This window comes from Pseudomonas sp. O39 (assembly GCF_045447295.1).
GTDB lineage: Bacteria > Pseudomonadota > Gammaproteobacteria > Pseudomonadales > Pseudomonadaceae > Aquipseudomonas > Aquipseudomonas antarctica_A.
In genome coordinates, this window is the sequence record NZ_JBJGXV010000007.1 from 37,603 (window position 1) to 63,515 (window position 25,913).

The following is a 25,913-nucleotide window of genomic DNA, read 5'->3' on the forward strand; positions in this document are numbered from 1 at the left end:
TCTCCGGTCAGGCACTCAGGGCCAGGTAGCGATTCTTGATCGTCGGGTCGGCGCGGAAGGCGGCGGCGCTGCCTTCGTACACCACGCGGCCCTGTTCGAGCACGTAATGGCGGTCGGCGAGCTTGTCGCAGACCACCAGGTTCTGTTCCACCAGCAGCACCGGCAGGCCATCGTCCTTGACCTTGCGCAGGATCTTCACCAGCTCGTCGACGATCACCGGGGCGAGGCCTTCGGTGGGCTCATCGAGAATCAGCAACTTGGGGTCGTTGAGCAGGGCGCGGGCGATAGCGAGCATCTGTTGTTCGCCACCGGACAGGGCGTGGCCGGCGTTTTTACGGCGTTCCTTGAGGCGCGGGAACATGCCGTAGACGTCGTCCATCTGCCAGCGGCTGGTCTTGCGCACGGCGATGCGCAGATTTTCCTCTACGGTAAGCAGGCGGAAAATCCCGCGGTTCTCCGGCACCAATGCCAAACCCTGGCGAGCGATTTCAAAGATTTTTTGCCCGACCAGCGCTTGGCCGTTGAAGTGAATCTGGCCCTGGCGTGGGCAGATAATGCCGAGGATGCTGCGCAGTGTGGTGGTCTTGCCGGCGCCGTTGCGGCCGAGCAGGGTCACCAGTTCGCCGGGGTTGACGGTCAGCGACACGCCTTCGAGCACGTGGCTCTTGTCGTAGTAGGAGTGGATATTCTCGACGATCAGCATCAGGCGGCTTCTCCCAGGTAAGCGGTGCGCACGCGTTCATCGGCGCGCACGAATTCCGGCGTGCCTTCCACCAGGATCTGCCCGTGGCTCATCACCGTGATGCGTTGGCTGATGGACATGACGATGCTCATGTTGTGTTCGATCAGCAGCACCGTGTGGTCGCGGCCGAGGTCGCTGATCAGTTGGGTCATGATCGGGATGTCATCGATGCCCATGCCCGAGGTGGGCTCGTCGAGCATCAACAGTTTTGGTTTGGAGCAGATCGACATGCCCACCTCCAGCACCCGCTGCTGGCCGTGGGACAATTCGCCGGCCAGGGTGTCGGCGCGGGCAGTGAGCTGCAGGCGTTCGAGCACTTGGTCGGCCATCTCCAGGTGTTCGCGCTTGCTGTCCACCCGACGCCAGAAATTCAGCGCCTTGGCACCGTCGCGGCCTTGCGCCGCCAGGCGCAGGTTCTCGCGCACGCTGAGGTTCTGGAACAGGCTGGTGAGCTGGAACGAGCGCGCCATGCCCAGGCCGACGCGGGCGTGAGCGGGTTTACGCATCAGGTTCTTGCCGTCGAAATGAATCGCCCCGGCGGTGGCCTGGCGTTCGCCGGTCAGGCAGTGGAACAGGCTGGTCTTGCCCGCGCCGTTAGGGCCGATGATGGTGTGGATGGTGCCGGCTTCGACCTTGAGGTTGACCCCGTTCACCGCGTGGAACGCGCCATAGGCCAGTTCCAGGTCTTTGGTTTCCAGCAGGATGCTCATAGTCCTTCCTCCTTGACGACTACGGCGGTTTTGCGGCTGCCACGTACGCGTTCGAACAGCGACGACAAACCGCCCCACAACCCACCACGCATGAAGATCACCACCAGGATCAGAATCACCCCGAGCAGCATCAGCCAGCGCGGCCACAGGTCGGAGAGGAAGTCTCCCAGCAGCACGATGGAACCGGCGCCCAGCAACGAGCCGAACAGCGAGCCGGTGCCGCCGACGATGGTCATGATCAGGATGTTCTCGGACATCGCCAGGTCGATATTCGACAGGGGTACAAAGTGCAGCAGCATGGCGTACAGCGCGCCCGCAATCCCGGTGACCGCGCCGGACAGCACAAACACCAGGATCTTGAAATGGCGCGTGTCGTAGCCGATGGCCGAGGCGCGGGTCTCGTTTTCGCGGATCGCCATCAAGGTGCTGCCGAATGGCGACGCGATCACGCGGCGTGCGCCGATAAAGATCAGCAGGAACAGCACTGCGACAAAGCCGTAGAACGCGCGGGCGTCGCTCAGCGACAACAGCACGGTGTCACCGATGCGGATTTCCGGGCGCGGTACGCTGAGCAGGCCGTTGTCGCCGCCGGTCCAGTCGCTGAGGGTGTAGGCGACGAAGTAGGCCATCTGGCTGAACGCCAGAGTCAGCATCACGAAGTAAATGCCGGTACGCCGGATCGCCAGGGCACCCACCAACAGCGCCAGGAAACCACCGGCCACGGCGGCGCCGAGCAGGGCGGTGAACAGACCCAGTTGCAGGTGGATCATCAACAGTGCCGCGCAATAGGCGCCCGCTCCGAAGAAGATGCCTTGGCCAAACGACAACAGCCCGGTGTAGCCCAGCAACAGGTTGCAGGCCAGGGCGGCCATGGCAAAGATCAGGATCTCGGTGGCCAGGGTCGCCGACGGTAGTATCAACGGCAGGCCGATCAGCACCGCCAGGACCCATAGCAGCATGGCCTTGGACTGGGTCTTGGCGAACGGCAGGGGGTTTTTCTCGCTCATGTCAGGCTCTCCCGAACAGGCCGTAAGGACGCACCAGAATCACCACGGCCATCGCGCCGTAGATCATCAGGCTCGCGCCTTGGGGCCAGAGTGTGGTCATCAGGCTTTGCACCACGCCTACCAGTAAACCGCCGACCAGTGCGCCGCTGAAGGAGCCCATGCCGCCGATCACCACCACCACGAAGGCGACCCCGAGAATTTCCGGGCCGACGAAGGGTTGGGCGCCACGCAACGGAGCGAACAGCACGCCGGCGACGCCGGCCAGGGCCACGCCCAGGGCAAAGGTCATCGAAAACAGACGGAAGATATTGGTGCCCAGCAGCGATACGGTTTCAGTGCTTTCACTGCCCGCGCGCACCAGGGCGCCAAAGCGCGTGCGTTCCAGCAGCAGCCACAGACCCAGGCCCACCAGCCCGGAAAACACGATCAGAAACAGGCGGTAGTAGGGGTAGACGAAATCACCCACCACCAGCACGCCGCGCAGCAGTTCCGGTACGGCGACGCTTTTGCCCACCGGGCCCCAGATCATCACGCTGGCTTCCTGGATGATCAGCGCAATCCCTAAGGTCACCAGAATCTGGAACATGTGCGGCAAGTGATAAATCCGCTGGATCAATAATCGCTCGATGACCCAGGCCAGTGCGGCCACCACCAGCGGCGCGATCAGCAGCGCCAGCCAGAAGTTGCCGGTGAGGCTCACGGCGGTGTAGCAGATGTAGGCCCCCAGCAGGAAAACGCGCCGTGGGCGAAGTTGACGAAGTTGAGCAGACCGAAAATGATCGTCAGCCCGACCGCGATCAAAAAGTAGATCATCCCCAGCCCAAGGCCGTTGAGTATCTGGAACAGGTAAAGATTAAGCATGCAGAAACCCTCGGACAGGTGGCCGCGGGGGCGGCCCTGTCGTGTGCAACCGGTGATGGTTCAGCGGATCAGCCGAGCACGCAGCTCGTGGCTTCCACCGGCGGGAAGGACTGGCCGGCGCTGAGCACTTTGGCCAGGTCGTCCTTGTCGGCCATGTCGGCGCTGGCTTTGCCGATCATCAGGTAGTAGTCCTTGATCACCTGGTGGTCACCGGCGCGGATTTGCTCCTTGCCGGTCGGGCCTTCGAAGCTCAGGCCTTGCATGGCCTTGGCGACGGTCGGGCCTTCGAAGCTGCCGGTAGCGATAATGGTGTCGAGCATGACCTTGGTGCTGATGTAGTCGGCGGCCAACGGGTAGGTTGGGTTGATGCCGTACTTGGCCTGGGTCAGCTTGACCAGTTCACGGTTGAGCGGGCTGTCGACCTGGTGCCAATACTGCGCACCGAGGTACACGCCTTCGAGCACATCGCTGCCCAATTCCTGGAATTGATCAAGGCCGGCAGACCACACCAGCAGCACTTTCATGCGCTCCTTGATGCCGAAGTTCACCGCCTGGCGCAGTGTGTTGGACGACTGGCTGCCGAAGTTGAGCAGCACCAGCACATCGGGTTTGGCCGCGATGGCGTTGGTCAGGTAGCCGGAGAACTCTTGCTCCTGTAATGAGTGATAGCTGTTGCCGACGTGTTCCAGGCCGTTGTCCTTGAGCACGGTTTTCGCGCCTTCGAGCAAGGCTTCGCCGAATACATATTGCGGGGTGATGGTGTACCAGCGCTTGGCGTCCGGCAGCAGCTTGATCAATGGCACGATGGTTTCGCGGATCGCGCCGTAGGTGGGTACCGACCAGCGGAAGGTCGCCTTGTTGCAGTCCTTGCCGGTGACTTCATCGGCACCCACCGGGGTCATGAACACGCCGCCGACCTTGTCTACTTCCTTGGCCACCGCCAATGCCGATGACGACAGGGTGCAACCCTGGAAGAACCGTGCGCCATCCTGCTGGATCGCCTCCTGCACCTTGCGCACCGCCTTGCCGGCGTTGCCTTCGGTGTCGATGACTTTGTAGTTCAGTGTGCGGCCGAGAATCTCGGGATGCTGCTCCACCGCCAGCCGCGAACCCATGTCGGCAAACTTGCCATAGCTGGCAAAGGCGCCGGACATGGATTTGAGGCCGTAAAAGGTAAAGGGCTCGGCGGCGAATGCAGAGCGCACGCTCAGCGGAAGGCTGAGCGCGGCGGCGGCGGTAAGACTGGCTTTCAACAACGTACGACGCTGCATGGGGTGACTCCCTGGATTAGTTATTGGCAGGAGCGGCAATGGCGATACGGTGGAGCTGGCCTGTGGGCAGGCCTGTTATTGAATTGGGTGAAACGGTCTGACGATTGAAGCTCGGTCAAATGTGGGAGCTGACTTGCCTGCGATGGCATCAACTCAGTTCGACTGATGAACCGGGGCGCCTGCATCGCAGGCAAGCCAGCTCCCACATGGATTGGGTTTGCACAGGGGGATTGATGGTGTTCTCAGTGGTTGTGATCAAACTCCAGCAAAAAGTGCGGGCTGACCTCGCCTTCAAGGGCGCTCATATGGTGTTCGGCGTCGCACATGTGTTCATGCATCAAGCTGCGCACCGCGCTTTCATCCTCCGCACGAAAGGCGATCAGCAACTGCTTGTGGTAGTCGAGGTTGGCCGCGTCGAACTGCTTGCGCTTGGGCTTGTAGGCTTTTTTCAGCACCACCAGGTCGCGCAGCAGGTCGTTGAGAAACTGCGCCATAAAGCTCAGCAGCGGGTTAGGGCACGCGTTGGCCAGCAGATTATGGAACTCCAGCTCCGCCAGCCGTTGTTCGCGCTGGCCGGCTTCGCTGTCTTCCGGCGCGCTGCAAAAATCCACGTTGTCTTGCAGGGCCTGGTAGTCGTCTTCACTCAAGCGCCCGAGCACCGACACCGCCAGTTCCACCTCGATGACCTTGCGCAGTTGGTACACCTGCTCGCCGTCCAGGTGCTGGAAGTGCAGGTAGTTGCGCAAGGCGCGGCTGGCCGGTTCAGTGCCGGCCTGATTCAAGTAAGCGCCACCGCTGGGGCCGGTGCGCGTGCTCACCAGGCCTTCCACTTCCAGCGCCTTGAGCGCTTCACGCGCTGACCCTTTGGAGCACTGGAAGCTTTCCATCAGCTCACGCTCGGTGGGCAGGCGGTCGCCGGGCTTCAGGGCATCGGTGACGATGGAGCGCTTGACCGACTCGACAATCACGTCGGAGAGCTTCTGTCGTTTGCGTCGTAGCGGACGGCTGAGCATGGTGGTCTATTGATCCTATTAATGCGGATAAATAGCACTTAATAACGATTGGGCAGGAGCGTCAACGCAGGGTGTCGTTTTCGAGGCGAACAGGTCGTAAACGCGGTGATTATTCCCAGTTACCAAGGTCGAGGCAGCGCGTTGAGGATGGCGGCTGTTTGCCGGACACCAGAAAATCACCCACCCACCGGTTGACGCACCCGGCGGCAACGGGTTTAGCCGACTCCTTGAGCAGCAGCTGCTCGACGCCGGCAGCGACCGGTTCACCGTGCTCGGCGTTGACCAGGACCATGCGTGCAACGCGTTCCGGAAACAGCGCGGCATACCGGCCACCGACCCGGGTGCCTTCAGCGTTGCCCAGGTAGTTGAGCTGGGTGTCGCCCAATTGCGCGCGCACGAACTCCATATCACGTGCGGCCTGCTCGACACCGTTCTGTTGGCTGAGGTCGCGGGGGCTCAATTCGATGACGTCATATCGGTTGACCAATGTGCGATAGGCCTGGGTGGCGTAGGACTCCCAGCGGCTGACCAAATGGACGGCGAAGGTCGTGCCCTGACCCTTTTGCGGTGCCCCCGACTGGATGAACACCATGCCCTCACGGCTGAGCGGTTGCCGGGCGCCGACACGGGTCAGCGATAGGCGCACATTGCCACGCTTGGGGTCGGCATAGTCGCGAGGCACGTTTACCCTGCCGCACTGGGTTCGGTCCAGCACCTCTGGGTCCGGCCGTTCGAAGGCGGGGAAGGGGCAGTCCAGCAGCCAGTCAATTGCGCTGGGCACAATCAAGGGCGCGGCAAGCGCCCGGGTTGCTATCAGCCAGAGGCAGATGCACACCAGGCTTCTTACTAGAACGCTGGGTTTCATCAAGAGGTTCCGGGCAGCCGTTTTAAGGCGGCTTTTTTACCAAGGACCTTGGGTCAAAGAATGTAGGGTTGATAAACGTTTTGTGTAGGAATGTGGAGTTTTGTTATCGGATTTTGGCATCCCAGCCGCCACCCAGGGCTTTGTACAGCGCAATGCTGGCTTGCAGCCGTGACAATCGCAGTTGCACATTCGCGTCCTGGGCCGCATACAGCGTGCGTTGGGTTTCCAGCACGGTCAGCAGGTCTTCGGCACCGGCCTGGTAGCGGCTTTCGGCGATCTTGAAGGCGGTCTGGGCCTGTTGCAGTTCCTCGGTTTGCCACTGACGCTGCTGGTCCAGGTGGGTGATGCTGCTGAGGGATTTTTCCACATCGGCAAAGCCGTTGATGATCGCGCCACGATAGGTTTGCAGCAGTTCGTCCTGACGCGCGCGCGCCTTGTCGCGTTCGGCGCTTAAACGTCCATTATTGAAGATCGGCGCCACCAGGCCCGAGGTCAGGTTGTAGAACGGACTGCGCAGCAGATCTGCGGCCTTGTAGGACTCCGAACCCAGCGTGGCGCCCAAGGTCACAGTGGGCAGCATGGCCGAGCGGGCCACGCTCACATCGGCACTTGCCGCCGCCAGTTGTGCTTCGGCCTGAGCCAGGTCGGGGCGGCGGCTGAGCAGTTGGCTGGGCACGCCCGGGCCAATGACCGGCCAGGTCAGCGCCTGGAACGGCTCGCTGCCCAGGTCCAGGGCCTGCACCGGCTGCCCGAGAAGGGCCGCGAGGGTGATCAACGATTCTTCGGCCACTTGCTGAATCAGCGGCAACTGGCGTTGCTGGCTGGCCACCAGACTCTTTTGTTGCGCCAGTTCCAGTGCGGTGGCTGAGCCCGCGTCGTAGCGGGTTTGCACGAGGTCGAGCACATGGCGTGCATTCGCCAGGTTGAGCTCGGCGATCTGTTGGCGTTGGCGAGCAGCAAGCGTTTGCGCATAGCGGTCGGCCACGTTGCTGAGCAATGTCAGCTCCACGGTGGCCTGGTCGAATTCACTCGCTCGCAGGCTTTGCAGGGCGCTGTCGCGGGCGGCGGCTCGCCCGCCCCAGAAGTCCACTTCATAACTGGCGGTAAGGTTGGTGCCAAAGCTGTCGACGGTTTTGTTGCTTTCTGTGGCGTCCAGCGAGGCGTTACCGCTGCCGCGCAGCAGTTTTTCGCGGCTGGCGGTGAGGTTGAAGTTCACTTCGGGTAACAATGGTGCCCCGGCAATGACCGCACTGGCCTGGGCCTGGCGCACCCGTGCCATGGCGGCGGCCACGTCATGACTGTCGCGGCGAGCCTGGTCGATCAAGCGGTTGAGTTGCGGGCTGCCGAATTGCGTCCACCAGCGCTGGTTGGTCGCCTGCGCTGCCTCCCGCTCGGCATATTGCCACGCCGCAGGCGGCGCAATGCCGCTGTCGACGTCGTACGGAATGCCTGCGCAGGCGTTGAGCAACAGGCACAGGCTAAGCAGCGACAGGTGCGGTGTGATGGATCGTTTATTCACTGGTCAACGCCTTAACCGGATCGAGCCGGGCAGCTTTACGGGCCGGCATAAAGCCGAATGCGACACCGGTGACCAGTGCACAGCCAAATGCGCCGAGTACCGCCACCAGGGAAAACTGCACGGCGACTTCTGCCAGCACCAGCACGCCGCCTACCAGCAATGCGAGGGCAATGCCGAACAGGCCGCCGACGACCGAGAGCATCACTGCCTCGGTGAGAAACTGGCGCAGAATGTCACGCTGGCGCGCCCCGGTAGCCATGCGGATACCTATTTCGCGGGTACGCTCGCGCACGGTCATCAGCATGATATTCATCACCCCAATCCCGCCCACCAGCAAGGAAATCGCAGCGATCGAGCCGAGCATCAGCGACAGCGTATTTTGCGTGCGTGCCTCGGCCTGGATCATCGCCGCGTCATTGGTCAGGTGGTAGTCGCGCTTGTTGTTGTGCAGCGTTTGCATCAGTTGATCGATGGCTTGTTCAGCCTCATGCACCTTGCGCGCATCGGCGGCGGCAATCACCACGTATTCGGGGTTATAGGTGCCTAACAGGCGCACGCTGGCGGCGGTGTAGGGGATGGCAACGCGGTCGTCGCTGTCTTGCAAACCGGAGCTGGAGCCTTTTTCCGCCAGCACGCCAATCACTTGGAACGGCACGTTTTCTATCAGAATGTATTGGCCGATGGGGTCGATAACGCCCTTGAACAGCTTTTCGCGTACGCGATGACCGATCACTGCCACCGTCGCCCCGGAGCGCTCGTCGGCCTCGGTGAAGTAACTGCCCTCGACCACCGGCCAGTTGAAGATGTCCGGGAAGTTGGTGTCATTGCCGCCGACATAAGCCATGTAGTCGACATTACCGAAGCGCACACCGGCATAGTTGCCATTGACGGGCATGATGCGCTTGACCTGCGGCAGCGTCGCCAGGGCCGCGACATCGTTGAGGGTCACGATACCCATCGGTGTACGCGGGTTGGGCGAAGACCCGCTGAGGTAGATGATGTTGGAGCCGAACGCCCCCATCTGTGCCATTACCTGGCGTTTGCTGCCTTCACCCACCGCCAGCATCACCACCACCGACGCCACGCCGATGATGATCCCCAGCAGCGTCAGCGCGGTACGGAACCGGTTGATCCACATGACCCGCCAGGCTGCCAGTACAGCGTCCATCAGTTCGGCTTTCCAGGCGCCGTTATGTTCGGCGCCGTCGGCGAGGCGCTGGCGCAGGTCGACGGCTTGTAGCGCGTCGCTGTTGGCCGTGACGGGCACATGGGTTTCGCTCAATGCCGAATCGCGGATGATCAGGCCGTCGCGAATCTCGATGATGCGGTTGGCCCGCGCCGCGACTTCGCGGTCGTGGGTAATCAGGATGACCACATGGCCCTGGCTCGCCAGTTCGTCCAGCAGGGCCATTACTTCGGCGCCACTGTGGCTGTCGAGCGCGCCGGTGGGTTCATCGGCGAGGATGATATGCCCGCCGTTCATCAGTGCGCGGGCAATCGACACACGTTGTTGCTGGCCGCCGGAGAGTTGATGCGGGCGGTTGCCGGTGTGATCGGCCAAACCCAGGCGGGTGAGCAGGGCCTTGGCGCGGGCGTGGCGTTCGGTTGCACTGATACCGGCATAGATCGCCGGCATCTCGACGTTTTCCTGGGCCGAGCCCGAAGGGATCAAGTGGTAACCCTGGAACACAAACCCAAAGGCTTCTCGGCGAAGCCAGGCCAGTTCGTCGCTGCCCAGATGCGCGACGTTTTCCCCCGCGAACCGGTATTCGCCTTCAGTGGGGCGGTCGAGGCAGCCGAGGATATTCATCAAGGTGGATTTGCCTGAGCCGGAAGCGCCGACGATGGCGACGAATTCCCCGGCATGGATCGACAGGTCGATCCCGCGCAATACATCGACCTGCGGGCTGTCGCCGCCGCCGTAGGATTTGCGGATGTTCTTGAGTTCGATCAGCGGCGTGGTCAAATCAGCCCCCACTGCCGTTGGCCGGACCGATCAACACATGATCGTCTTCGTTCAGGCCTTCCAGCACTTCAACCCGCAAACGGTCGCTGATACCCAGGCGTACTTCGCGTTTTTCGATGGCGCCGTTTTTGGCCACGACCCGGGCAATCGGCTTGTCGGTGCCGGGGCTGCCGAGCAGGGCTGCTACCGGTAGGGTGAGGACGTCCTTGACCTGGCTGGCGACGAAAAATACTTGAGTGGTCATTTCGGCCATCAGCGCGTTATCGGCGTTGTCCACATCCAGCAGCACGGTGTAGAGCACCACGCGGCCACTGCCGGTTTTGCTCGTACTGTTTGGGCTGCCATTGCCCTGGCTGGTTTCATTCAGCGGCTTGGGCGGTATCGGCAGAATCTGGCGTACGGTGCTGGTCCAGCGCCGGCTGCCGCCGCTGAGGGTGGTGAAATAGGCGGTCATGCCGGGTTTGACGTGGCCAATATCGGCTTCGGAGACCTCGGCCCACACGGTCATCGGCGATAGCCTGGCGATGCGCAGGATCAGTGGCGTCTGTTGTTGAGCGTTGAGCGTCTGGCCAACCCGCGCGTCCACCGCGACGACTGTGCCGGCCATCGGTGCGAAGATGCGCGTGTAGCCCAACTCGGCTTCGTCGCTGCGCAGGCTGGCCTGGGCCTGGCGGATCTGCGCCTGGAACATCCCGACGCGCGCCTGGGTGGCGTCCAGCTCGGCCCTGGCAGTTTGCACGTCTTCTTCGCGGGTGGCGTTCCCGGCCGCGAGGCGTTGCTGGCGTTGGTATTTCTGGCGCGCCAGTTCGTGCTGAGCCTTCTGCTCCTGCAACTGAGCCTTGAGGTTTTCGATGGCGTAGCGGCTGGCGTCGAGTTTGGCCTGTTGCGTGGCGGGGTCGATTTCCACCAGCAATTGGCCTTCCGAGACCTGATCCCCGGCTTCGACATGGATCTTGCGAATCTGCCCGGACGCCTGGGCGCCCACATCGACGTACCGGCGCGGTTGCAGGGTGCCCAGTGCCGTGACGCTGTTTTCAATGTTACCGCGCGTTACGGTGACCGTGGCCAAGGTGTCGCGGCCTGGCGGCAGTACCTGCCAGGCGGCCAGCGCAATGAGGGGAATCAGGCACGCGACAGCAAGCAGGGCGCGTCGGGCGGGGCGAGGGCGTTTCATGCGTTGGTTCCAGCCAGGAAGTTTGGACCGCAGTTGCGGAGGGCTGACTGTTATACGAGAAAATCGCCCGAAGATTTAGGTGCTTACATATGCCGTAACAGCTCCGTCGAATAAAAAAATCGTGCGTTGATGCGAGACTTCTTTAAAAGTAGATGAGAATTACTATAAATTGCACGCACTCAAACTGCCACTATCCGCTGGCTGTCGTCTTTAGCATTCAAGGATCTGATGCCGTCTTCCCAGGCGGTCGGGAGTCATGTTGGAAAACTACTATCGCGAGCTGGTGTGTTTCCTCAACGCCAAGCTGGGCAACCGTCAGGTGGCCGAGGATGTGGTGCATGACGCTTACGTCCGGGTGCTGGAGCGCGCCAGTGACACGCCGATCGAACAACCGCGCGCCTTTTTGTACCGCACCGCGTTGAACCTGGTGATTGACGGGCATCGGCGCAACGCCTTGCGCCAGTCCGAACCCCTGGAAGTGCTGGACAGCGAAGAACGCTTCGCCACCGGTTCACCCCATGCCAGCCACGATCAGGCCCGCCGCCTCGATATGCTCGAGCGCGCCCTGGCCGAGCTGCCGGTGACCTGTCGCGAGAGCTTCCTGCTGCGCAAGCTCGATGGCCTGTCCCACCCGCAAATCGCCGAGCACCTGAGCATTTCCCGCAGCCTGGTGGAAAAACATATCGTCAACGCCATGAAGCACTGCCGGGTGCGTATGCGCGAGTGGGACGCGCACTGATCAATGATTAGTTAAATTTTATTTCACTGTCCTCGTTTCCTATCAACACATGACCTGTTGTTGAGGTCTTGCAAGGTATTCCCGCCCCACCGCCAAGGGGCTTATCCAGAGGACACTGGAATGACACAGGCAATTGCTTCGCCCGCGGTTCACGACCTGATCGGTATCGGTTTCGGCCCATCGAACCTTGCGCTGGCCATCGCCCTGCAGGAGCGCGAAAAAGCCCAGGGCAAACTGGATGCACTGTTTCTCGATAAGCAGGCCGACTACCGCTGGCACGGCAATACCCTGGTGACCCAGAGTGAACTGCAGATTTCGTTCCTCAAGGACCTGGTGACCTTGCGCAACCCCACCAGCCCTTACTCCTTCGTCAACTACCTCAAGGCCCACGACCGCCTGGTGGACTTCATCAACCTGGGCACTTTTTACCCGTGCCGCATGGAGTACAACGACTACCTGCGCTGGGTTGCCGGGCAGTTCCAGGCCCAGGCACGCTATGGCGAGGAAGTGCTGGCCATCGAGCCGATCCTGCATCAGCAACACGTCGAAGCGTTGCGCGTGATCTCCCGCGATGCACTGGGCGAGCAGCATGTGCGCACCACGCGCTCGGTGGTGGTCAGCGCCGGTGGCACGCCTCGTGTGCCGCCGGCGTTCAAGGCGCTCAAGGACGACGGCCGGGTGTTCCACCATTCCCAGTACCTGGCGCGCATGGCCCAGCAGCCATGCGTTGAAGGCAAAGCGATGCGGATTGCGATCATCGGTGGTGGCCAGAGCGCGGCTGAAGCCTTCATCGACCTCAACGACAGTTTTGCGTCGGTGCAGGTCGATATGATCCTGCGCGGTTCGGCACTGAAGCCAGCCGATGACAGCCCGTTCGTCAACGAAGTGTTTTCACCGGCGTTTACCGATCTGGTGTTCCAGCAAGTCGGCGCCGAGCGTGAGCGGCTGGTCGCCGAATACCAAAACACCAACTACTCGGTGGTGGACCTGGACCTGATTGAACGGATCTACGGTATTTTTTACCGCCAGAAAGTCTCCGGCGTTGCCCGACAGGCCTTCCGCACCATGACCGTGGTCGAAAAAGCCACCGCCGGGCCGCTGGGCATCGAGTTGACGCTGCGCAACAACGCCAGCGGCGAAACCAGCCTCAGCCATTACGACGCAGTCATCCTGGCCACCGGCTACGAGCGCCAGATGCACCGCGAACTGCTGGCGCCGCTGGAAGCCTATATGGGCGACTTCGAGGTGGCCCGCGACTATCGCATCGTCACGGACGAGCGCTGCAAGGCGGGGATCTACATACAGGGTTTCAGCCAGGCCAGCCATGGCTTGAGTGACACGTTGCTCTCGGTATTGCCGATTCGTGCCGACGAGATTGCCGCGTCGCTGTATGAAAACGATCGCAGCCGGGGCAAGGGGCGTTCGGTGCAGGATTTGCTCCTGGCCACCGCCAGCTGACAGGCTGCACTTGTGACAGGCAGGGCTGCCTGATACTGTACAAAAAACCAGTATCGGTAGCCCTCCATGCAGTTGATCGAAAAACTCAGCATCCTTGCCGACGCCGCCAAGTACGACGCTTCCTGCGCCAGCAGTGGCGCGCCCAAGCGCAGCTCCGAGGGCAAGTCGGGCCTGGGCTCCACCGATGGCATGGGGATCTGCCACAGTTACACCCCGGATGGGCGCTGTGTGTCGTTGCTCAAGGTGTTGCTGACCAACTTCTGTCTCTACGATTGCCAATACTGCGTCAACCGCCGCTCCAGTGACGTGCCCCGCGCGCGTTTCAGCCCGGAGGAGGTAGTCACCCTGACCCTGGATTTCTACCGGCGCAATTGCGTCAGCGGGCTGTTTCTCAGCTCCGGCATCATCCGTTCGGCTGACTACACCATGGAGCAACTGGTGCGGGTCGCCAAGCTCTTGCGCGAAGAGCATGACTTTCGCGGCTATATCCACCTCAAGACCATTCCCGAAGCCGACCCGGCGCTGATCGCCGAGGCCGGGCGCTATGCCGATCGGTTGAGTGTGAATATTGAACTGCCCACCGATGCCAGCCTGCAAACCCTGGCGCCGGAGAAGCAGATCGTGTCGATCAAGCAAGCGATGCAGACCATCTACACCGGCGAACAGACCGTCCTCAACGAACCGCGCGCTCCGCGTTTCGCTCCGGCTGGGCAGAGCACGCAGATGATCGTCGGCGCCGATGACACCGACGACAGCACCATCTTGCATGGCGCTGAGGCGTTGTATGGCAACTTCAAGTTGCGCCGCGTGTATTACTCGGCGTTCAGTCCTATTCCCAACAGCCCGAAAAGCGTGCCCCTGGCGGCACCGCCACTGATGCGCGAGCACCGTTTGTATCAGGCGGACTTTCTGTTGCGCAGCTACGGTTTCAGCGCCAACGAACTGTTTGAAGGCGCAGGGCACCTGGCGCTGGATATCGATCCGAAGCTGGCCTGGGCCCTGGAACACCGCGAGGTATTCCCGCTGGACTTGAACCGCGCCGAACCGACCCTGATCGCGCGTATCCCCGGCATCGGCCTGCGCACCACCCAGCGTTTGGTGGACCTGCGCCGCGAACGCAAGATCCGCTTCGAAGACCTGGCGCGCATGCGCTGCGTGCTGGCCAAGGCCAAGCCGTTTTTCATCACCAGCGATTACCACCCGCAACAGGCTGAAAGCACCAGCGTGCTGCTGCGCGAACAACTGCGTGACCGCCCGCAGCCACAGCAAATGGGGTTGTGGGGATGATCAGCCTGGAATGCGACAACCTCTTCAGCACCTGGCGCGAACAGGCACGCTGGCTGCTCAGCCATCAGGTCGACCCCAGCCAGGTGAGTTGGGGCGAGGCCGAGGTGGCGGACCTGTTTGCGACCGACGAGCCGATCCCTGAGCAGCTTGGCCCATTTCAGGCGCGAATTCCCAAGGCGCTGTTGGAGCTGTTGGAATCGGCCGCTTGTTACCACGGCGATCAGCGCTGGAGCTTGCTGTACGAGGTGCTGTGGCGGGTCAGCCATGGCGACCGCACCGCAATGCTCGCGGGCGACAAACTGGGCAGCGAGTTGCAGCGGCGAATCAAGCAGGTCAGTCGTGAAGCCCATCACCTGCATGCCTTTGTGCGGTTTATCGCGTTGCCGGCAGAGGCGGGCAGCGAGTTGCCGGAATATGTGGCGTGGCACGAGCCGGCCCATGACATTCTGAAGTCAGCCAGCCAACACTTTGTCGGGCGCATGGGCCGTCATCGTTGGATGATTGCCACTCCGCTGGACGGGGTTTATTACGACGGGGAGCAGTTGATTCATCAGCGCGAGTGCCCCGATGCGTGGCGGCAACTGGCGCAAAATGTCGAAGACCCGCACAGCGCCATGTGGCTGACCTACTACAGCCTCATCTTCAACCCTGCGCGGTTGAACCCCAAGGTGATGGAAGGGCACCTGCCCAGCCGGTTCTGGAAGAATCTGCCGGAGGGAAAATTGATTCCGGGGTTGATCAGCGAGGCGCGTACGGGGAAGCAGAAGGACGGGCAGGCGAAGCTTGTAGGCGCAAAGCCCGGTAAGCGCATTGCGAACCCTATCAATGTGGGAGCTGGCTTGCCTGCGAGGGCGGTGGGCCAGTCAAATCAAAGTTGACTGATAAACCGCCATCGCAGGCAAGCCAGCTCCCACATGGGGTTTGTGTTGTTTAGTTCGTGTGCGGGGTCGGGCTTTCAGCGGGAGGGCTGACGAACTGCTTCAACGGCGAATCGAAGTCATCAGTTTTAATCGGCGGGCGATAGTTTTGAGTACTGGCGGGCATCACATTCTTCAGTGCGTAATCTGCGCCGGAAGGTTGAGTGCCTGAAGCAGTGGGTTTGCTTGCAACGCCAGGTAGCTCTTTCAGGCAGTTTTCTTTCTCGATCCCGTCCGGGAAATCACGACAAGCCTGTTCGCGGTTTTTGCGAATACACTGTTCGCGATCAGCAGGCACCAGGCGATTCTGACACGAAGCTCCCGACAATATCCCCATGGCCACCTTGAACCAGGTGGCTGTAGCGTCGCTGCCGGGTGGGGCTGCCTGGGTGGCAGTAGAGACGAGGCAGGTGAGTAATGCGCAGATCAATAATGATGTTTTGATGGTGTTCATCCTTGAGGCCGCCAATCAGAAGAGTGGTTTGTATAACACCGTGGTGTTTCAAGCTGCAACATGATGATCATTCCCACGCTCTGTACGATCTGCAGCGATGGACGGTGTTTAAGCCAGCTCAGTTGCGGTGTTTTTAACCACCGCCAACTCCGGATGCGCCACTAATTTATCAATGTGCAACTCGTCGTTGTTCAACCAGGTCTCCGTCAGCACGCGGTAGTGCTCCATGTCCCGGCAGCGCATGCGCAGGCTGTAATCAAACGGCCCACTGATCAACTGGCATTCGAACACCTGCGGGCAGGCTTTGACGCACGCTTCAAAGGCCTTCTGCGCCGAGCGCCCGCTTTGATTGGACAAGGCTACCAGCACCAGCAGTGACAGCCCCGGCGAGACCATCTGCACATCGATGATCGCCCCATACCCGCGAATCACGCCGCGCCGCTCCAGCTTGCGCACGCGCTCCAGGCAGGGCCTGGGCGTGAGGTGCACCAGTGACGAGAGCTTTTCGTAGGTGATACGCCCCTGGTGCCGCAACACGTCGATGATGGCCTCATCGATGCGATCCAGCGCAGAGGAAGAATGGGGTCCGTTGGCCTTGGTATCCATGAGTTCACTTCAAACGATTGGAAAGAAATTGCTGCAAACGTTCGCTGCTGGGGTGGTCGAGGATCTCGGCGCCGCCTTGTTCTTCGACTCGGCCCTGATGCAAAAACAGCACTTGGCTGGACACCTGGCGGGCAAAGCCCATTTCGTGGGTGACCATCAACATGGTACGACCTTCCTCGGCCAACGTCTGTATGACTTTGAGGACTTCTCCTACAAGTTCAGGGTCCAGCGCGGAGGTCGGTTCGTCGAACAAAATGATTTCCGGCTCCATCGCCAGCGCCCGTGCGATGGCCACGCGCTGTTGCTGGCCACCGGACAGAAACGCTGGGTATTGATCCGCCACACGGCCCGGCAAGCCGACTTTGTCCAAGTACATTCGTGCACGTTTTTCAGCCTCCGCTGCGCTGACATTCAGCACCCGGCGGGGGGCCATGGTGATGTTTTCGAGCACGGTCATGTGGCTCCACAGGTTGAAATGCTGGAACACCATGGCCAAGCGCGTGCGCAGGTTCTGCAGTTGCGCCTGGTGCGGCGCGCGGGTGCCGGCGCGGCCTTGCTGCATCTCGATGCTGATGCCGTCGAGGGTGATTACCCCAGCGTCCGGTTGTTCGAGAAAGTTGATGCAACGCAGCATCGTGCTTTTGCCCGAACCGCTGGCGCCGATCAGGCTGATCACATCGCCCTGGCGCGCATTGAGGGAAACGCCCTTGAGCACTTCGTGGTCGCCGTAGCGTTTATGAATGCCTTCGACCTGGAGTTTGACGGCTGCCGTTACCGCCTTGGCGGACGGCGCGGTGTGTACATCTGCGGGATAAGTGGCCAGGGCCTGCGCGGACTGATTCATGGGTTAGCCTCGGGTAGGAACAAGAAAACGCATCCAGCGACGTTCGGCCAGTCGAAACAGGCCCACCAGTGCAAAGGACAGCAGCATGTAGAGCAGGGCGGCGATACCGAAGGCCTGGAACGTCAGGAACGTTTCGGCGTTGGCATCGCGGGCCACCTTGAGGATGTCGGCGACGGTGGCGGTAAACGCCAGCGAGGTGGCGTGCAGCATCAGGATCATTTCATTGCTGTAGGCCGGCAATGCACGGCGCAGCGCGGCGGGCACCACCACAAACAGGTTCAGCCGCCAGCCATGCAAGCCGTAGGCGCGTGCTGCTTCGATTTCACCATGGGGAATATTGCGGATCGCCCCGGCGAAGATTTCCACGGTGTAGGCGCAGGTGTTGAGCACAAACGCCAGCAGGGTGCAGTTCAGCGCATTGCGGAAAAACTGGTTGAGCAGGGCGTTGTCCTGCACCACCTCCAGGCTGTACAGCCCGGTGTAGCAAATCAGCAACTGGATATACAGCGGCGTACCGCGAAACAGGTAGGTGTAGACCTCAACCGGCCAGCGCAGCCAGAAGTGCTCCGATACGCGGGCCAGCGCCAGTGGGATCGACAGCACAAAACCCAGGATCACCGAGATGACAAACAGCCACAGCGTCATGGCGACTCCGGACAAGCCGGCGCCGTCGCTGAACAGGTAGGCCAGGCCGTATTGCTGGAACAGTTCGATCATCGCGCCATCCCCTTGATGCCGAGGTTGTAGCGCCGTTCTAGACGCTTGAAGATGCGGTTGGAAAGGGTGGTGATCACCAGGTACACCACGCCGGCGAGGATCAGGAAATACAACGGCTCGTTGGTGCTCTTGCCTGCGTTTTGTGCGGCCTTGACCAGGTCCGACAGGCCAATGATCGACACCAGCGCGGTGGACTTGAGCAGCACCAGCCAGTTATTGCCCAGGCCCGGCAGAGCAAAGCGCATCAACTGCGGGAACAGCACCAGGTGGAAGCGCTGCCAGCGGCTCAAGCCGTAGGCGGTGGCGGCCTCAAGCTGCCCGGCCGGCACGCTGAGGATCGCGCCGCGAAAATTTTCGGTGAAATACGCACCGTAGATAAACCCTAGGGTGATCACCCCGGCGGTAAACGGGTCGATTTCAAAATAATCCCAGCCGAACACTTCGCTGAGGTCGTTCAGCCACAGTTGCAGGCTGTAGAAAATCAGCAGGATCAGCACCAGGTCCGGCACGCTGCGGATCAGCGTGGTGTATAGCGTGGCGGGCACGCGCAGCCCTTTGACGCTGGAGAGCTTGGCGCCGGCCGCAATCAGGCCCAAGGCGAGGCTCAGGGCCAGGGCCAGAAATGCCAGCTTGACCGTCATCCAGGCACCCTGGGCGAGCATGGGGCCGTAGCCTTGCAGGTTGAGGAATTCGTTCATGGGGGGGAGATCTCGATGGAGCACAGAGATTTACTGTGGGAGCTGTTTTTTTGTGGCGAGGGAGCTTGCTCCCTCGCCACAAAAAGCCAACTCCCACAGGGCTGGCGTTGACTTACTCGTTGTAGATATCCTGATCGCCGAAGTACTTCTTCTGGATCTGTGCGTAGGTGCCATCGGCCTGCACGGCGGCGATGCCTTTGTTGATCAGCGCGCGCAAGTCTGCGTCGTTTTTGCGCAGGCCCATGGCGATATCCAGGGGTAGGGTCGGGTCCTTGAAGGCCGGGCCGGTCTTGAAGTCGGCGCCTTCAGGCTTGGACAAGAAGTTGAGCTGGGCTTCGAGCTTGTCGGTCAGGGTGGCGTCGAGGCGGCCATTTTGCAGGTCGGCGTAGTTCTGTTCCTGGGACTGGTACGCCTTGATCTGCGCGCCGAGCTTGGCCAGGTGCGCGCGGGCATAGGCTTCTTGCAGCGAGCCTTGCAGCACGCCGACCTGTTTGCCTTTCAGGGATTCGGGGGTGTCGCCGAAGTCGGCGCTTTTGCGGGTGATCACCGAGGTCGGGCTGAGGAACAGCCGGTCCGTGAAGTCGATGACTTTTTCGCGCGCCGGCGTCACGGCCATGGATGACATGATCGCGTCGAACTTGCGTGCGCGCAGGGCCGGGATCATGCCGTCGAATTCGTTGTGCACCCAGGTGCATTTCACTTCGAGCTTGGCGCAGATGGCGTTGCCCAACTCGATATCAAAGCCTTGCAGGCTGCCGTCGGCGGCCACGGATTCGAAGGGCGGGTATTCGGGGAATACGCCGAAGCGGATTTCTTTCCAGTCCTGGGCGTGGGCGGCGCTGGCGCACAGAGGCAACAGCAATGCAGCGAAGAGTGATCGCAGTGGAGTCATGGGGCGTCCCTATATTTTGTAATTGATGTCAGGGCAGTGAAAGGGTGCAGCGTGCATTCATTTGCTGACTCTTTGGTCGGGCTCAGAATGCTTCATGGTGGTGCGTTTTTTGTGTCGTTTATCCGGTGCATAAAGCGCGAATTGCGCTGTTAAAAAGCGCAATGCAGCGGAATCGGCTGCTGCACGCGCAAAATCGGCTTTTTGCGGGTGAGGTTCTGGCCTGCCATCGGCGCAAAGCGGCAGACCAGAGCGGTCTCAGGCGCGCTTTTTCTGCTGTGCGCGCGGCTGTTGGGCCAAGCGTGCAAACAAGTCTTTCGGGTCGGCCAGGTCCGGCACCAGTTCGAGTGTGCTGCCCACATCCAACGCGTTGGCCACATCGAACACATAGCGCAGTGCCGAATAATCTTCGATGGCAAAACCCACCGAGTCGAACAGCGTGACCTGGCGTGCGTTTTCGCGACCCGGCTTCTGGCCGTTGAGGACCTGCCACAACTCGGTGACCGGCGAATCTTCCGGCATGTGCTGGATTTCACCTTCGATGCGGCTTTGCGGTTCGTACTCGACGATCACGCGGGCGCGTTCGACGATACGTCGGTCCAGCTCGGTCTTGCCGGGGCAGTCGCCGCCCACGGCATTCAGGTGCATGCCGGGTTCGATCATGTCGTCGGTGAGGATGGTCGCGTAGGCCTTGTCGGCGGTGACGGTGGTGACGATGTCCGCGCCTTTCACCGCTTCGGCAACGCTGCCGGCCAGGATCACTCTGATTGCCGGGAAGGCCTCGAGGTTGGCAGCCAGCTTGGCGGTGGCCTTGGCGTCGATGTCGAACAGGCGAATTTCGTTGATGCCGAGCATGGCGTGGAAGGCCAGGGCCTGGAACTCGCTTTGCGAGCCGTTGCCGATCAGCGCCATGCTGCGGCTGTTGTCGCGCGCCAGGTAGCGGGCGACCAACGCCGAGGTGGCAGCGGTGCGGATGGCGGTGGTCAGGGTCATTTCCGCCAGCAGTACTGGTTTGCCGGTGTCCACGTCGCCCAGCGCGCCGAAGGCCATCACCGTGAGCATGCCGGCCAGGGTGTTCTTGGGGTGGCCGTTGACATATTTGAAGGCGTACAGCGCGGCGTCGGACACCGGCATCAGCTCGATCACGCCATCCGGCGAGTGGTTGGCCAGGCGCGCGCATTTTTCGAAGTCCTGCCAGCGCAAATAGTCGGCGCGGATGTATTCGGCCATTTCGGTGATGCAGGTTTGCAGGCCTTTTTGCGAGACCAGGTAGCTGAGATCGTTGACGTCGATGTAACGGGTCATGGCAAGACTCCTTATTGAAATGAGGGGCGGGCGGGCAGGTGCACTTCCGCCAACATGCAGCGGGCACTGCCGCCGCCGATGCGTTCGATGTTGTCGATGTTCACCACCACCGGCCGCGTGTGGCGTTCCACCTGTTGGCGCTGATTTGGTTGCAGGGCGCCCCAGGCGCTGGCGGACATCACCAGCAACGGCTGGCCCTCGCGGTCGTGGACTTCGAGCATGTTGCCGGCGAAGGCTTCGAGCTGGTTGAAGTCAAGGGCGAGGATGTCTTTGCCGGTGTCGCGCAGTGAGCGTTCCAGGCCCAGGCGTTCGCTGGCGTCGGGCAGGGCTTGCAGGCACACCACCGAGAGGTCGCGGCCGACGCTCATCATCACATTGCTGTGGTAGATCGGCGCGTGATGGCGGTCGACGGCGTGGAACACACAGAGTTGATAGTCGAGGCGTTCGGCGAACTGGCGCAGGGCGTCCTGGTGCGTGCGCCCGGAGTGGCAGGCGTAGCTGATGCGGTGCTGGCGGTCGAGCACCATGCTGCCGGTGCCTTCGAGGAAGATGTTCTGTTGTTCGAGGTGGCTGAGGTCGATGGTGTGGTGGATCGCAAAGCGCTGCTCCAGCACTTGCAGCACGCCTTTGTCGCGCTCCAAGCGTCGGTTCTGGCCTTCCATCGGGTACAGCACCAGGCTGCCGTCGGCGTGGCTGCTCCACCAGTTGTTGGGGAAGATCGAGTCGGGCGTGTGAGGCGCGGGAGTGTCCTGCACCACCAGCACTTCGACGCCGTGTTGGCGCAGGGTGTCGACGTAGCCGTCAAATTCTTCCAGCGCTTTCTGCTGCGCGCTGAGTGGGTCGAGGGGCGGGCGTTGGAAGCGGTTGTTGATCGCGGTGTCCGGGTTGAAGGCAAAGCGCGCCGGGCGAATCATCAGGACAGTGTTTGTTGTTTGCATGGGTGCACGGGTCCATGGGGGCTGAGCTGTGGGAGTATTTTGTGCGTTGTGGTGGGGGAATCCCGGCTGAAACAGAGGGGCGGCTCAGCCGGGAAAGCTGAAAAGTAGGGTGGGGCAGCCGAATCGGCTAGAGAGGCTGGAATGAGGTCAAACTGTGGGAGCGGGCTTGCTCGCGAAGGCGGTGGGTCAGGTTCAGATGCATTGACAGGAAGACTGCATTCGCGAGCAAGCCCGCTCCCACATTGGTATTGTTGCGTCTGTTGTAACGCCGTCAGCCAGGAGGAATCATGTCTACCGCCGTTCGTCTCGCCCAGGCAGCCGATGCCGAGGGGATCAGCCAGGTCATCCTGGCAGCCTTGCACAGCAGCAATGCGCGGGATTACCCGGCGGATGTGATTGCTCGGGTCGCGAGTAATTTTACGCCTGACGCTGTGCTGGCTTTGCTCCAGCGGCGGGTGGTGCTGGTGGCGATTCAGGATCAGGTGATCGTCGCCACTGCTGCCCTTGACGGCAATGTGGTGCGCTCGGTGTTCGTCAACCCGGCGCTGCAAGGGCAGGGCATCGGGCGGCTACTGATGATCGAAATCGAACTGCGTGCCCGCGAAGCCGGGGTGACGGTCTTGAACGTGCCGTCTTCGCTGACGGCCGAGCCGTTCTATACCAAGCTGGGGTTCCACACGGTGCGCGATGTCTATCACGGCAACGAGCGCACGCTGGTGATGGAGAAGGCGTTGTTATCCCGCCATCCCATTGGGCCGTATCGCGACCGTCAGCACCGTGCGCAGGTGGTGGCCTTGTGGCAGGAGGCGTTTGGGTATGACACCGCGCACAACCTGCCGACGTTGGCGATTGATAAGAAACTGGCGGTCAACGATGGGTTGTTCTTTGTGGCGACGGATAAAAAAGCCGTGATCGGCAGCATTCTCGCCGGCTACGACGGGCATCGTGGCTGGCTGTATTCGGTGGCGGTGCACAGCGATTATCGGCGGCAGGGTTTGGGCGCGTCGTTGGTGCGGCATGCCGAGCAGGCGTTGACGGCGCTGGGGTGTATGAAGATCAATTTGCAGATTACTGGCGGGAATGACGCGGTGGTGGGGTTTTACGAGGCGTTGGGGTATGGGGTGGAGCCGAGAATCAGCATGGGCAAGAAGATTGCGGCGAATATCCCGCCTCAATCCTGAGCACGCCGCAAGCAAATGTGGGAGCTGGCTTGCCTGCGATGGCGGTGTAACAGTCGACTTATTCAGTCACTGATAGAGCGCTATCGCAGGCAAGCCAGCTCCCACAAGGGGTTTTGCGTTGTGACTGTTAGACCTTGACGATCCAGCCTTCCGGCGCTTCAACGTCGCCGGTCTGCACACCGGTCAGCTCTTTGTAGAGCTTCTGGGTGATCGGGCCCACTTCGGTTTCGCTGTGGAATACGTGCAGTTTGCCGTTGTACTGGATACCGCCGATCGGCGAGATCACCGCAGCAGTGCCGCAGGCACCGGCTTCCTTGAACTGGTCCAGTTTGTCGATGAAGACTTCACCCTCGACCACTGTCAGGCCCAGGCGCGACTGGGCCAGTTCGATCAGCGACAGGCGGGTGATGCCTGGCAGCACCGAAGGCGACTTCGGCGTGATGAACTGGTTGTCGTGGGTGATCCCGAAGAAGTTGGCCGAACCGACTTCTTCGATTTTCGAATGGGTCATCGGGTCCAGGTAGATTGCATCGGCGAAACCGGATTTCTTCGCTTCGGCACCCGGCATCAGGCTGGCAGCGTAGTTGCCACCCACCTTGGCGGCACCGGTGCCCTGTGGCGCGGCGCGGTCGAAGGTGGAAATCTGGAAGTTGTGTGGCACCAGGCCGCCCTTGAAGTAGGCGCCGACCGGGATTGCGAAGACCGAGAAGATGAACTCCGGCGCGGTACGCACGCCGATATTGTCACCGGTGCCGATGACGAACGGGCGCAGGTACAGCGCGCCGCCGCTGCCGTACGGCGGGATGAACCGCTCGTTGGCCTTGACCACTTGCTTGCAAGCGTCGATGAACGCGTCGGTCGGCACGTGCGGCATCAGCAGGCGAGCACAGCTGCGCTGCATGCGCGCGGCGTTCTGGTCAGGACGGAACAGGTTGATCGAACCGTCCTTGCAGCGGTAGGCCTTGAGGCCTTCAAAGCACTGCTGGCCATAGTGCAGGGCAGTGGAGCCCTCGCTGATGTGCAGCACGTTGTCGTCGGTCAGGGTGCCGGCTTGCCATTCGCCGTTTTTCCAGACCTGGAGAAACCGCTTGTCGGTCTTGATGTAGTCAAAACCCAGCTTGTCCCAATTGATGCTTTCGTTACCCATGACACCCTCTATCTCTGGTCAACCGCCTGGTCGAAGACAGGCTTGTCGGTTTTTTTCTGGATGGGCGCAACAATACTTCATTCTTGGCCGGTGTGGGAGCGGGTGGGCGGGCCATTCAGCAGGTGTGTTGGCTGATCCACCGCTATCGCAGGCAAGCCAGCTCCCACCTTTGGAATGTATTCCTCTGTGGGAGTCGGGCTTGCCCGCGATGGCCTCACCGCGGTTTTAAAGGTGCAGCGCGTGACCCAAGGCCCTTAAAGCAGCTTCCTGCACAGCTTCGCCGAGGGTCGGGTGGGCGTGGATGGTGCCCGCTACGTCTTCCAGGCGCGCGCCCATTTCCAGGCTCAGGCCGAAGGCCGTGGACAGTTCCGACACACCCACGCCTACGGCCTGCCAGCCGACAATCAGGTGGTTGTCACGCCGCGCGACTACACGCACGAAGCCGGTTTTAGACTCCAGCGTCATTGCCCGGCCATTGGCCGCAAACGGGAAGCTCGACACGATACAGTCAAGGCCCGCCGCCTTGGCTTCGTCCGGGGTCTTGCCGACCACCACCAGTTCCGGGTCGGTAAAGCACACCGCCGGGATGGCCGCCGGGTTGAATTCGCGGGATTTACCGCTGATCAGTTCGGCAACCATTTCACCCTGGGCCATAGCCCGGTGCGCCAACATCGGCTCGCCGCTTACGTCGCCGATGGCATACACGTTGCGCATGCTGGTCTGGCAACGGCTGTCGATCTTGATCGCCGAACCGTTCATCTCCAGGTTCAGCGCTTCGAGGTTCCAGCCCTGGGTGTTGGGTTTGCGACCCACGGCCACCAGCACCTGATCCGTCTCCAGCGACAGGGTGTCGCCATTCGGGTCACGCACTTGCAGGCTGTTGTTCTCAAAACCGGTCACGCTGTGCTTGAGGTACAGCTTGACGCCCAACTGCTTGAGGGATTCTGCCACGGGCAGTGTCAGCTCGCCGTCGTAAGCGGGCAGGATACGTTCCTGCGCCTCGACCACACTGACCTCGGCACCGAGCTTGCGGTAGGCAATGCCCAGCTCCAGGCCAATATAGCCGCCACCCACCACAACCAGTCGCTTGGGGACGCGGGTGGGCGCCAGCGCTTCGGTTGAGGAGATGATCGGCCCGCCAATTGGCAGCATCGGCAAGTTGACGCTTTTCGAACCGGTGGCCAGCAGCAGGTGTTCGCATTGGATGCGCTGGTCGCCGACGTCGACGGTTTTGCCGTCCACTACTTTGGCCCAGCCGTGGATCACCTGCACTTTGTGCTTCTTCAGCAGCGCGGCAACGCCGGTGGTCAATCGGTCGACGATGCTATCTTTCCATTCCACGCTTTTGCGGATGTCCAGGGTCGGCACATCCACTTCGATGCCCAACTGTGAGCCCTGGCTATGGTGCACGGTTTGCTGGAACTGCTCGGCCACATGGATCAACGCCTTGGACGGAATGCAGCCGATATTCAGGCACGTGCCGCCCAGCGCCTGGCCTTCTACCAAAATGGTCGGGATACCCAGTTGACCCGCCCGAATCGCGGCCACATAACCACCAGGGCCGCCGCCGATAATCAGCAGCGTCGTGTTCAATGTCTGAGACAT

The 25,913-nt window shown here is 61.4% G+C and carries 24 protein-coding genes and 1 pseudogene; 5 read left to right on the forward strand and 20 right to left on the reverse strand.

The genetic code is table 11. The features are described from left to right. Positions 1-7: 7 nt before the first annotated feature. From ACI77D_RS12470 to ACI77D_RS12515, 10 genes and pseudogenes are all read right to left on the reverse strand, one after another. Positions 8-703: an ABC transporter ATP-binding protein gene (locus tag ACI77D_RS12470; protein ID WP_064453058.1), complete on the reverse strand. Its 696-nt coding sequence runs from the start codon at positions 701-703 to the stop codon at positions 8-10. Continuing rightward, entirely contained in the window at positions 703-1,452 is a 750-nt protein-coding gene (locus tag ACI77D_RS12475; RefSeq protein ID WP_221295169.1) for an ABC transporter ATP-binding protein, read from the reverse strand. Before ACI77D_RS12475 ends, ACI77D_RS12470 begins: the two co-directional genes overlap by 1 nt. After that, complete coding sequence (locus tag ACI77D_RS12480; RefSeq protein ID WP_221295168.1) at positions 1,449-2,459, reverse strand: branched-chain amino acid ABC transporter permease; 1,011 nt, start codon at positions 2,457-2,459, stop codon at positions 1,449-1,451. The genes ACI77D_RS12475 and ACI77D_RS12480 overlap by 4 nt, the downstream gene beginning before the upstream one ends. 1 nt (position 2,460) lies before the next feature. Further along, a pseudogene (locus ACI77D_RS12485) lies at positions 2,461-3,320 on the reverse strand (branched-chain amino acid ABC transporter permease). A gap of 68 nt (positions 3,321-3,388) precedes the next feature. Further along, a complete protein-coding gene (locus ACI77D_RS12490; RefSeq protein WP_407016663.1) occupies positions 3,389-4,591 on the reverse strand; it encodes an ABC transporter substrate-binding protein in 1,203 nt (400 codons plus the stop codon). Between the two features lie 242 nt (positions 4,592-4,833). Next, positions 4,834-5,604 (reverse strand): FadR/GntR family transcriptional regulator, encoded by a 771-nt coding sequence (locus ACI77D_RS12495; protein ID WP_064453054.1) that lies wholly within the window; start codon positions 5,602-5,604, stop codon positions 4,834-4,836. A gap of 109 nt (positions 5,605-5,713) precedes the next feature. Continuing rightward, positions 5,714-6,469 carry an alpha/beta hydrolase gene (locus tag ACI77D_RS12500; protein ID WP_407016664.1) on the reverse strand — a complete coding sequence of 252 codons (756 nt, stop codon included), beginning with the start codon at positions 6,467-6,469 and terminating at the stop codon, positions 5,714-5,716. Between the two features lie 103 nt (positions 6,470-6,572). Continuing rightward, positions 6,573-7,988: an efflux transporter outer membrane subunit gene (locus tag ACI77D_RS12505; RefSeq protein WP_407016665.1), complete on the reverse strand. Its 1,416-nt coding sequence runs from the start codon at positions 7,986-7,988 to the stop codon at positions 6,573-6,575. Further along, on the reverse strand, positions 7,981-9,954 hold the full coding sequence (locus ACI77D_RS12510) for a MacB family efflux pump subunit (protein WP_221296114.1): 1,974 nt from the start codon (positions 9,952-9,954) through the stop codon (positions 7,981-7,983). The genes ACI77D_RS12505 and ACI77D_RS12510 overlap by 8 nt, the downstream gene beginning before the upstream one ends. Before the next feature lies 1 nt (position 9,955). After that, complete coding sequence (locus tag ACI77D_RS12515) at positions 9,956-11,128, reverse strand: efflux RND transporter periplasmic adaptor subunit (RefSeq protein WP_064453051.1); 1,173 nt, start codon at positions 11,126-11,128, stop codon at positions 9,956-9,958. Between the two features lie 256 nt (positions 11,129-11,384). On the opposite strand from ACI77D_RS12515, the gene ACI77D_RS12520 reads away from it, so the two are divergent. The 4 genes from ACI77D_RS12520 to ACI77D_RS12535 all read left to right on the forward strand — a co-directional run bounded on the left by ACI77D_RS12520 (position 11,385) and on the right by ACI77D_RS12535 (position 15,490). After that, positions 11,385-11,867: a sigma-70 family RNA polymerase sigma factor gene (locus ACI77D_RS12520; RefSeq protein WP_064453050.1), complete on the forward strand. Its 483-nt coding sequence runs from the start codon at positions 11,385-11,387 to the stop codon at positions 11,865-11,867. A 120-nt stretch (positions 11,868-11,987) separates the two neighbouring features. Further along, positions 11,988-13,325, forward strand: coding sequence for a lysine N(6)-hydroxylase/L-ornithine N(5)-oxygenase family protein (locus ACI77D_RS12525; RefSeq protein WP_407016666.1), 1,338 nt, complete (start codon positions 11,988-11,990; stop codon positions 13,323-13,325). 66 nt (positions 13,326-13,391) lie between these two features. After that, complete coding sequence (locus ACI77D_RS12530; protein WP_407016667.1) at positions 13,392-14,612, forward strand: putative DNA modification/repair radical SAM protein; 1,221 nt, start codon at positions 13,392-13,394, stop codon at positions 14,610-14,612. Next, positions 14,609-15,490: a TIGR03915 family putative DNA repair protein gene (locus tag ACI77D_RS12535; RefSeq protein ID WP_407016669.1), complete on the forward strand. Its 882-nt coding sequence runs from the start codon at positions 14,609-14,611 to the stop codon at positions 15,488-15,490. The genes ACI77D_RS12530 and ACI77D_RS12535 overlap by 4 nt, the downstream gene beginning before the upstream one ends. 52 nt (positions 15,491-15,542) lie before the next feature. On the opposite strand, the gene ACI77D_RS12540 is transcribed toward ACI77D_RS12535, so the two are convergent. From ACI77D_RS12540 to ctlX, 8 genes are all read right to left on the reverse strand, one after another. Beyond that, positions 15,543-15,983, reverse strand: coding sequence for a hypothetical protein (locus ACI77D_RS12540; protein WP_262665393.1), 441 nt, complete (start codon positions 15,981-15,983; stop codon positions 15,543-15,545). 108 nt (positions 15,984-16,091) lie between these two features. After that, the gene (locus tag ACI77D_RS12545; RefSeq protein ID WP_064453046.1) at positions 16,092-16,589 is read right to left on the reverse strand and encodes an Lrp/AsnC family transcriptional regulator; all 498 of its coding nucleotides are present in this window, start codon (positions 16,587-16,589) and stop codon (positions 16,092-16,094) included. A 4-nt stretch (positions 16,590-16,593) separates the two neighbouring features. After that, positions 16,594-17,433, reverse strand: a complete 840-nt coding sequence (locus ACI77D_RS12550) for an ABC transporter ATP-binding protein (RefSeq protein WP_197627573.1) — start codon at positions 17,431-17,433, stop codon at positions 16,594-16,596. A 3-nt stretch (positions 17,434-17,436) separates the two neighbouring features. Continuing rightward, complete coding sequence (locus ACI77D_RS12555) at positions 17,437-18,150, reverse strand: ABC transporter permease (RefSeq protein WP_064453045.1); 714 nt, start codon at positions 18,148-18,150, stop codon at positions 17,437-17,439. After that, positions 18,147-18,848 carry an ABC transporter permease gene (locus tag ACI77D_RS12560; protein WP_064453044.1) on the reverse strand — a complete coding sequence of 234 codons (702 nt, stop codon included), beginning with the start codon at positions 18,846-18,848 and terminating at the stop codon, positions 18,147-18,149. Before ACI77D_RS12560 ends, ACI77D_RS12555 begins: the two co-directional genes overlap by 4 nt. A 112-nt stretch (positions 18,849-18,960) precedes the next feature. Continuing rightward, complete coding sequence (locus ACI77D_RS12565; RefSeq protein WP_064453043.1) at positions 18,961-19,740, reverse strand: ABC transporter substrate-binding protein; 780 nt, start codon at positions 19,738-19,740, stop codon at positions 18,961-18,963. A 255-nt stretch (positions 19,741-19,995) separates the two neighbouring features. Beyond that, complete coding sequence (locus ACI77D_RS12570; RefSeq protein WP_407016674.1) at positions 19,996-21,042, reverse strand: ornithine cyclodeaminase; 1,047 nt, start codon at positions 21,040-21,042, stop codon at positions 19,996-19,998. 11 nt (positions 21,043-21,053) lie between these two features. Continuing rightward, positions 21,054-21,980, reverse strand: coding sequence for a citrulline utilization hydrolase CtlX (gene ctlX / locus ACI77D_RS12575; protein ID WP_407016675.1), 927 nt, complete (start codon positions 21,978-21,980; stop codon positions 21,054-21,056). Positions 21,981-22,267: 287 nt separating this feature from the next. On the opposite strand from ctlX, the gene ACI77D_RS12580 reads away from it, so the two are divergent. After that, positions 22,268-23,161, forward strand: coding sequence for a GNAT family acetyltransferase (locus tag ACI77D_RS12580; RefSeq protein ID WP_407016677.1), 894 nt, complete (start codon positions 22,268-22,270; stop codon positions 23,159-23,161). Between the two features lie 127 nt (positions 23,162-23,288). On the opposite strand, the gene ACI77D_RS12585 is transcribed toward ACI77D_RS12580, so the two are convergent. Both ACI77D_RS12585 and lpdA read right to left on the reverse strand, forming a co-directional pair. After that, entirely contained in the window at positions 23,289-24,308 is a 1,020-nt protein-coding gene (locus ACI77D_RS12585) for a branched-chain amino acid aminotransferase (protein WP_064453040.1), read from the reverse strand. Positions 24,309-24,533: 225 nt separating this feature from the next. Beyond that, positions 24,534-25,913, reverse strand: coding sequence for a dihydrolipoyl dehydrogenase (gene lpdA / locus ACI77D_RS12590; RefSeq protein WP_407016678.1), 1,380 nt, complete (start codon positions 25,911-25,913; stop codon positions 24,534-24,536).

Bases quoted from the DNA above. Each gene is read 5' to 3' on its own strand.
- ACI77D_RS12550 (WP_197627573.1), bottom strand. From the start codon at position 17,433: ATGAATCAGTCCGCGCAGGCCCTGGCCACTTATCCCGCAGATGTACAC.
- ACI77D_RS12545 (WP_064453046.1), bottom strand. From the start codon at position 16,589: ATGGATACCAAGGCCAACGGACCCCATTCTTCCTCTGCGCTGGATCGC.
- ACI77D_RS12565 (WP_064453043.1), bottom strand. From the start codon at position 19,740: ATGACTCCACTGCGATCACTCTTCGCTGCATTGCTGTTGCCTCTGTGC.
- ACI77D_RS12520 (WP_064453050.1), top strand. From the start codon at position 11,385: ATGTTGGAAAACTACTATCGCGAGCTGGTGTGTTTCCTCAACGCCAAG.
- ACI77D_RS12475 (WP_221295169.1), bottom strand. From the start codon at position 1,452: ATGAGCATCCTGCTGGAAACCAAAGACCTGGAACTGGCCTATGGCGCG.
- ACI77D_RS12525 (WP_407016666.1), top strand. From the start codon at position 11,988: ATGACACAGGCAATTGCTTCGCCCGCGGTTCACGACCTGATCGGTATC.
- lpdA (WP_407016678.1), bottom strand. From the start codon at position 25,913: ATGTCTCAGACATTGAACACGACGCTGCTGATTATCGGCGGCGGCCCT.
- ACI77D_RS12555 (WP_064453045.1), bottom strand. From the start codon at position 18,150: ATGATCGAACTGTTCCAGCAATACGGCCTGGCCTACCTGTTCAGCGAC.
- ACI77D_RS12585 (WP_064453040.1), bottom strand. From the start codon at position 24,308: ATGGGTAACGAAAGCATCAATTGGGACAAGCTGGGTTTTGACTACATC.
- ACI77D_RS12530 (WP_407016667.1), top strand. From the start codon at position 13,392: ATGCAGTTGATCGAAAAACTCAGCATCCTTGCCGACGCCGCCAAGTAC.
- ACI77D_RS12500 (WP_407016664.1), bottom strand. From the start codon at position 6,469: ATGAAACCCAGCGTTCTAGTAAGAAGCCTGGTGTGCATCTGCCTCTGG.
- ACI77D_RS12580 (WP_407016677.1), top strand. From the start codon at position 22,268: ATGTCTACCGCCGTTCGTCTCGCCCAGGCAGCCGATGCCGAGGGGATC.
- ACI77D_RS12540 (WP_262665393.1), bottom strand. From the start codon at position 15,983: ATGAACACCATCAAAACATCATTATTGATCTGCGCATTACTCACCTGC.
- ACI77D_RS12515 (WP_064453051.1), bottom strand. From the start codon at position 11,128: ATGAAACGCCCTCGCCCCGCCCGACGCGCCCTGCTTGCTGTCGCGTGC.
- ACI77D_RS12495 (WP_064453054.1), bottom strand. From the start codon at position 5,604: ATGCTCAGCCGTCCGCTACGACGCAAACGACAGAAGCTCTCCGACGTG.
- ACI77D_RS12470 (WP_064453058.1), bottom strand. From the start codon at position 703: ATGCTGATCGTCGAGAATATCCACTCCTACTACGACAAGAGCCACGTG.
- ACI77D_RS12490 (WP_407016663.1), bottom strand. From the start codon at position 4,591: ATGCAGCGTCGTACGTTGTTGAAAGCCAGTCTTACCGCCGCCGCCGCG.
- ACI77D_RS12570 (WP_407016674.1), bottom strand. From the start codon at position 21,042: ATGACCCGTTACATCGACGTCAACGATCTCAGCTACCTGGTCTCGCAA.
- ctlX (WP_407016675.1), bottom strand. From the start codon at position 21,980: ATGCAAACAACAAACACTGTCCTGATGATTCGCCCGGCGCGCTTTGCC.
- ACI77D_RS12560 (WP_064453044.1), bottom strand. From the start codon at position 18,848: ATGAACGAATTCCTCAACCTGCAAGGCTACGGCCCCATGCTCGCCCAG.
- ACI77D_RS12535 (WP_407016669.1), top strand. From the start codon at position 14,609: ATGATCAGCCTGGAATGCGACAACCTCTTCAGCACCTGGCGCGAACAG.
- ACI77D_RS12480 (WP_221295168.1), bottom strand. From the start codon at position 2,459: ATGAGCGAGAAAAACCCCCTGCCGTTCGCCAAGACCCAGTCCAAGGCC.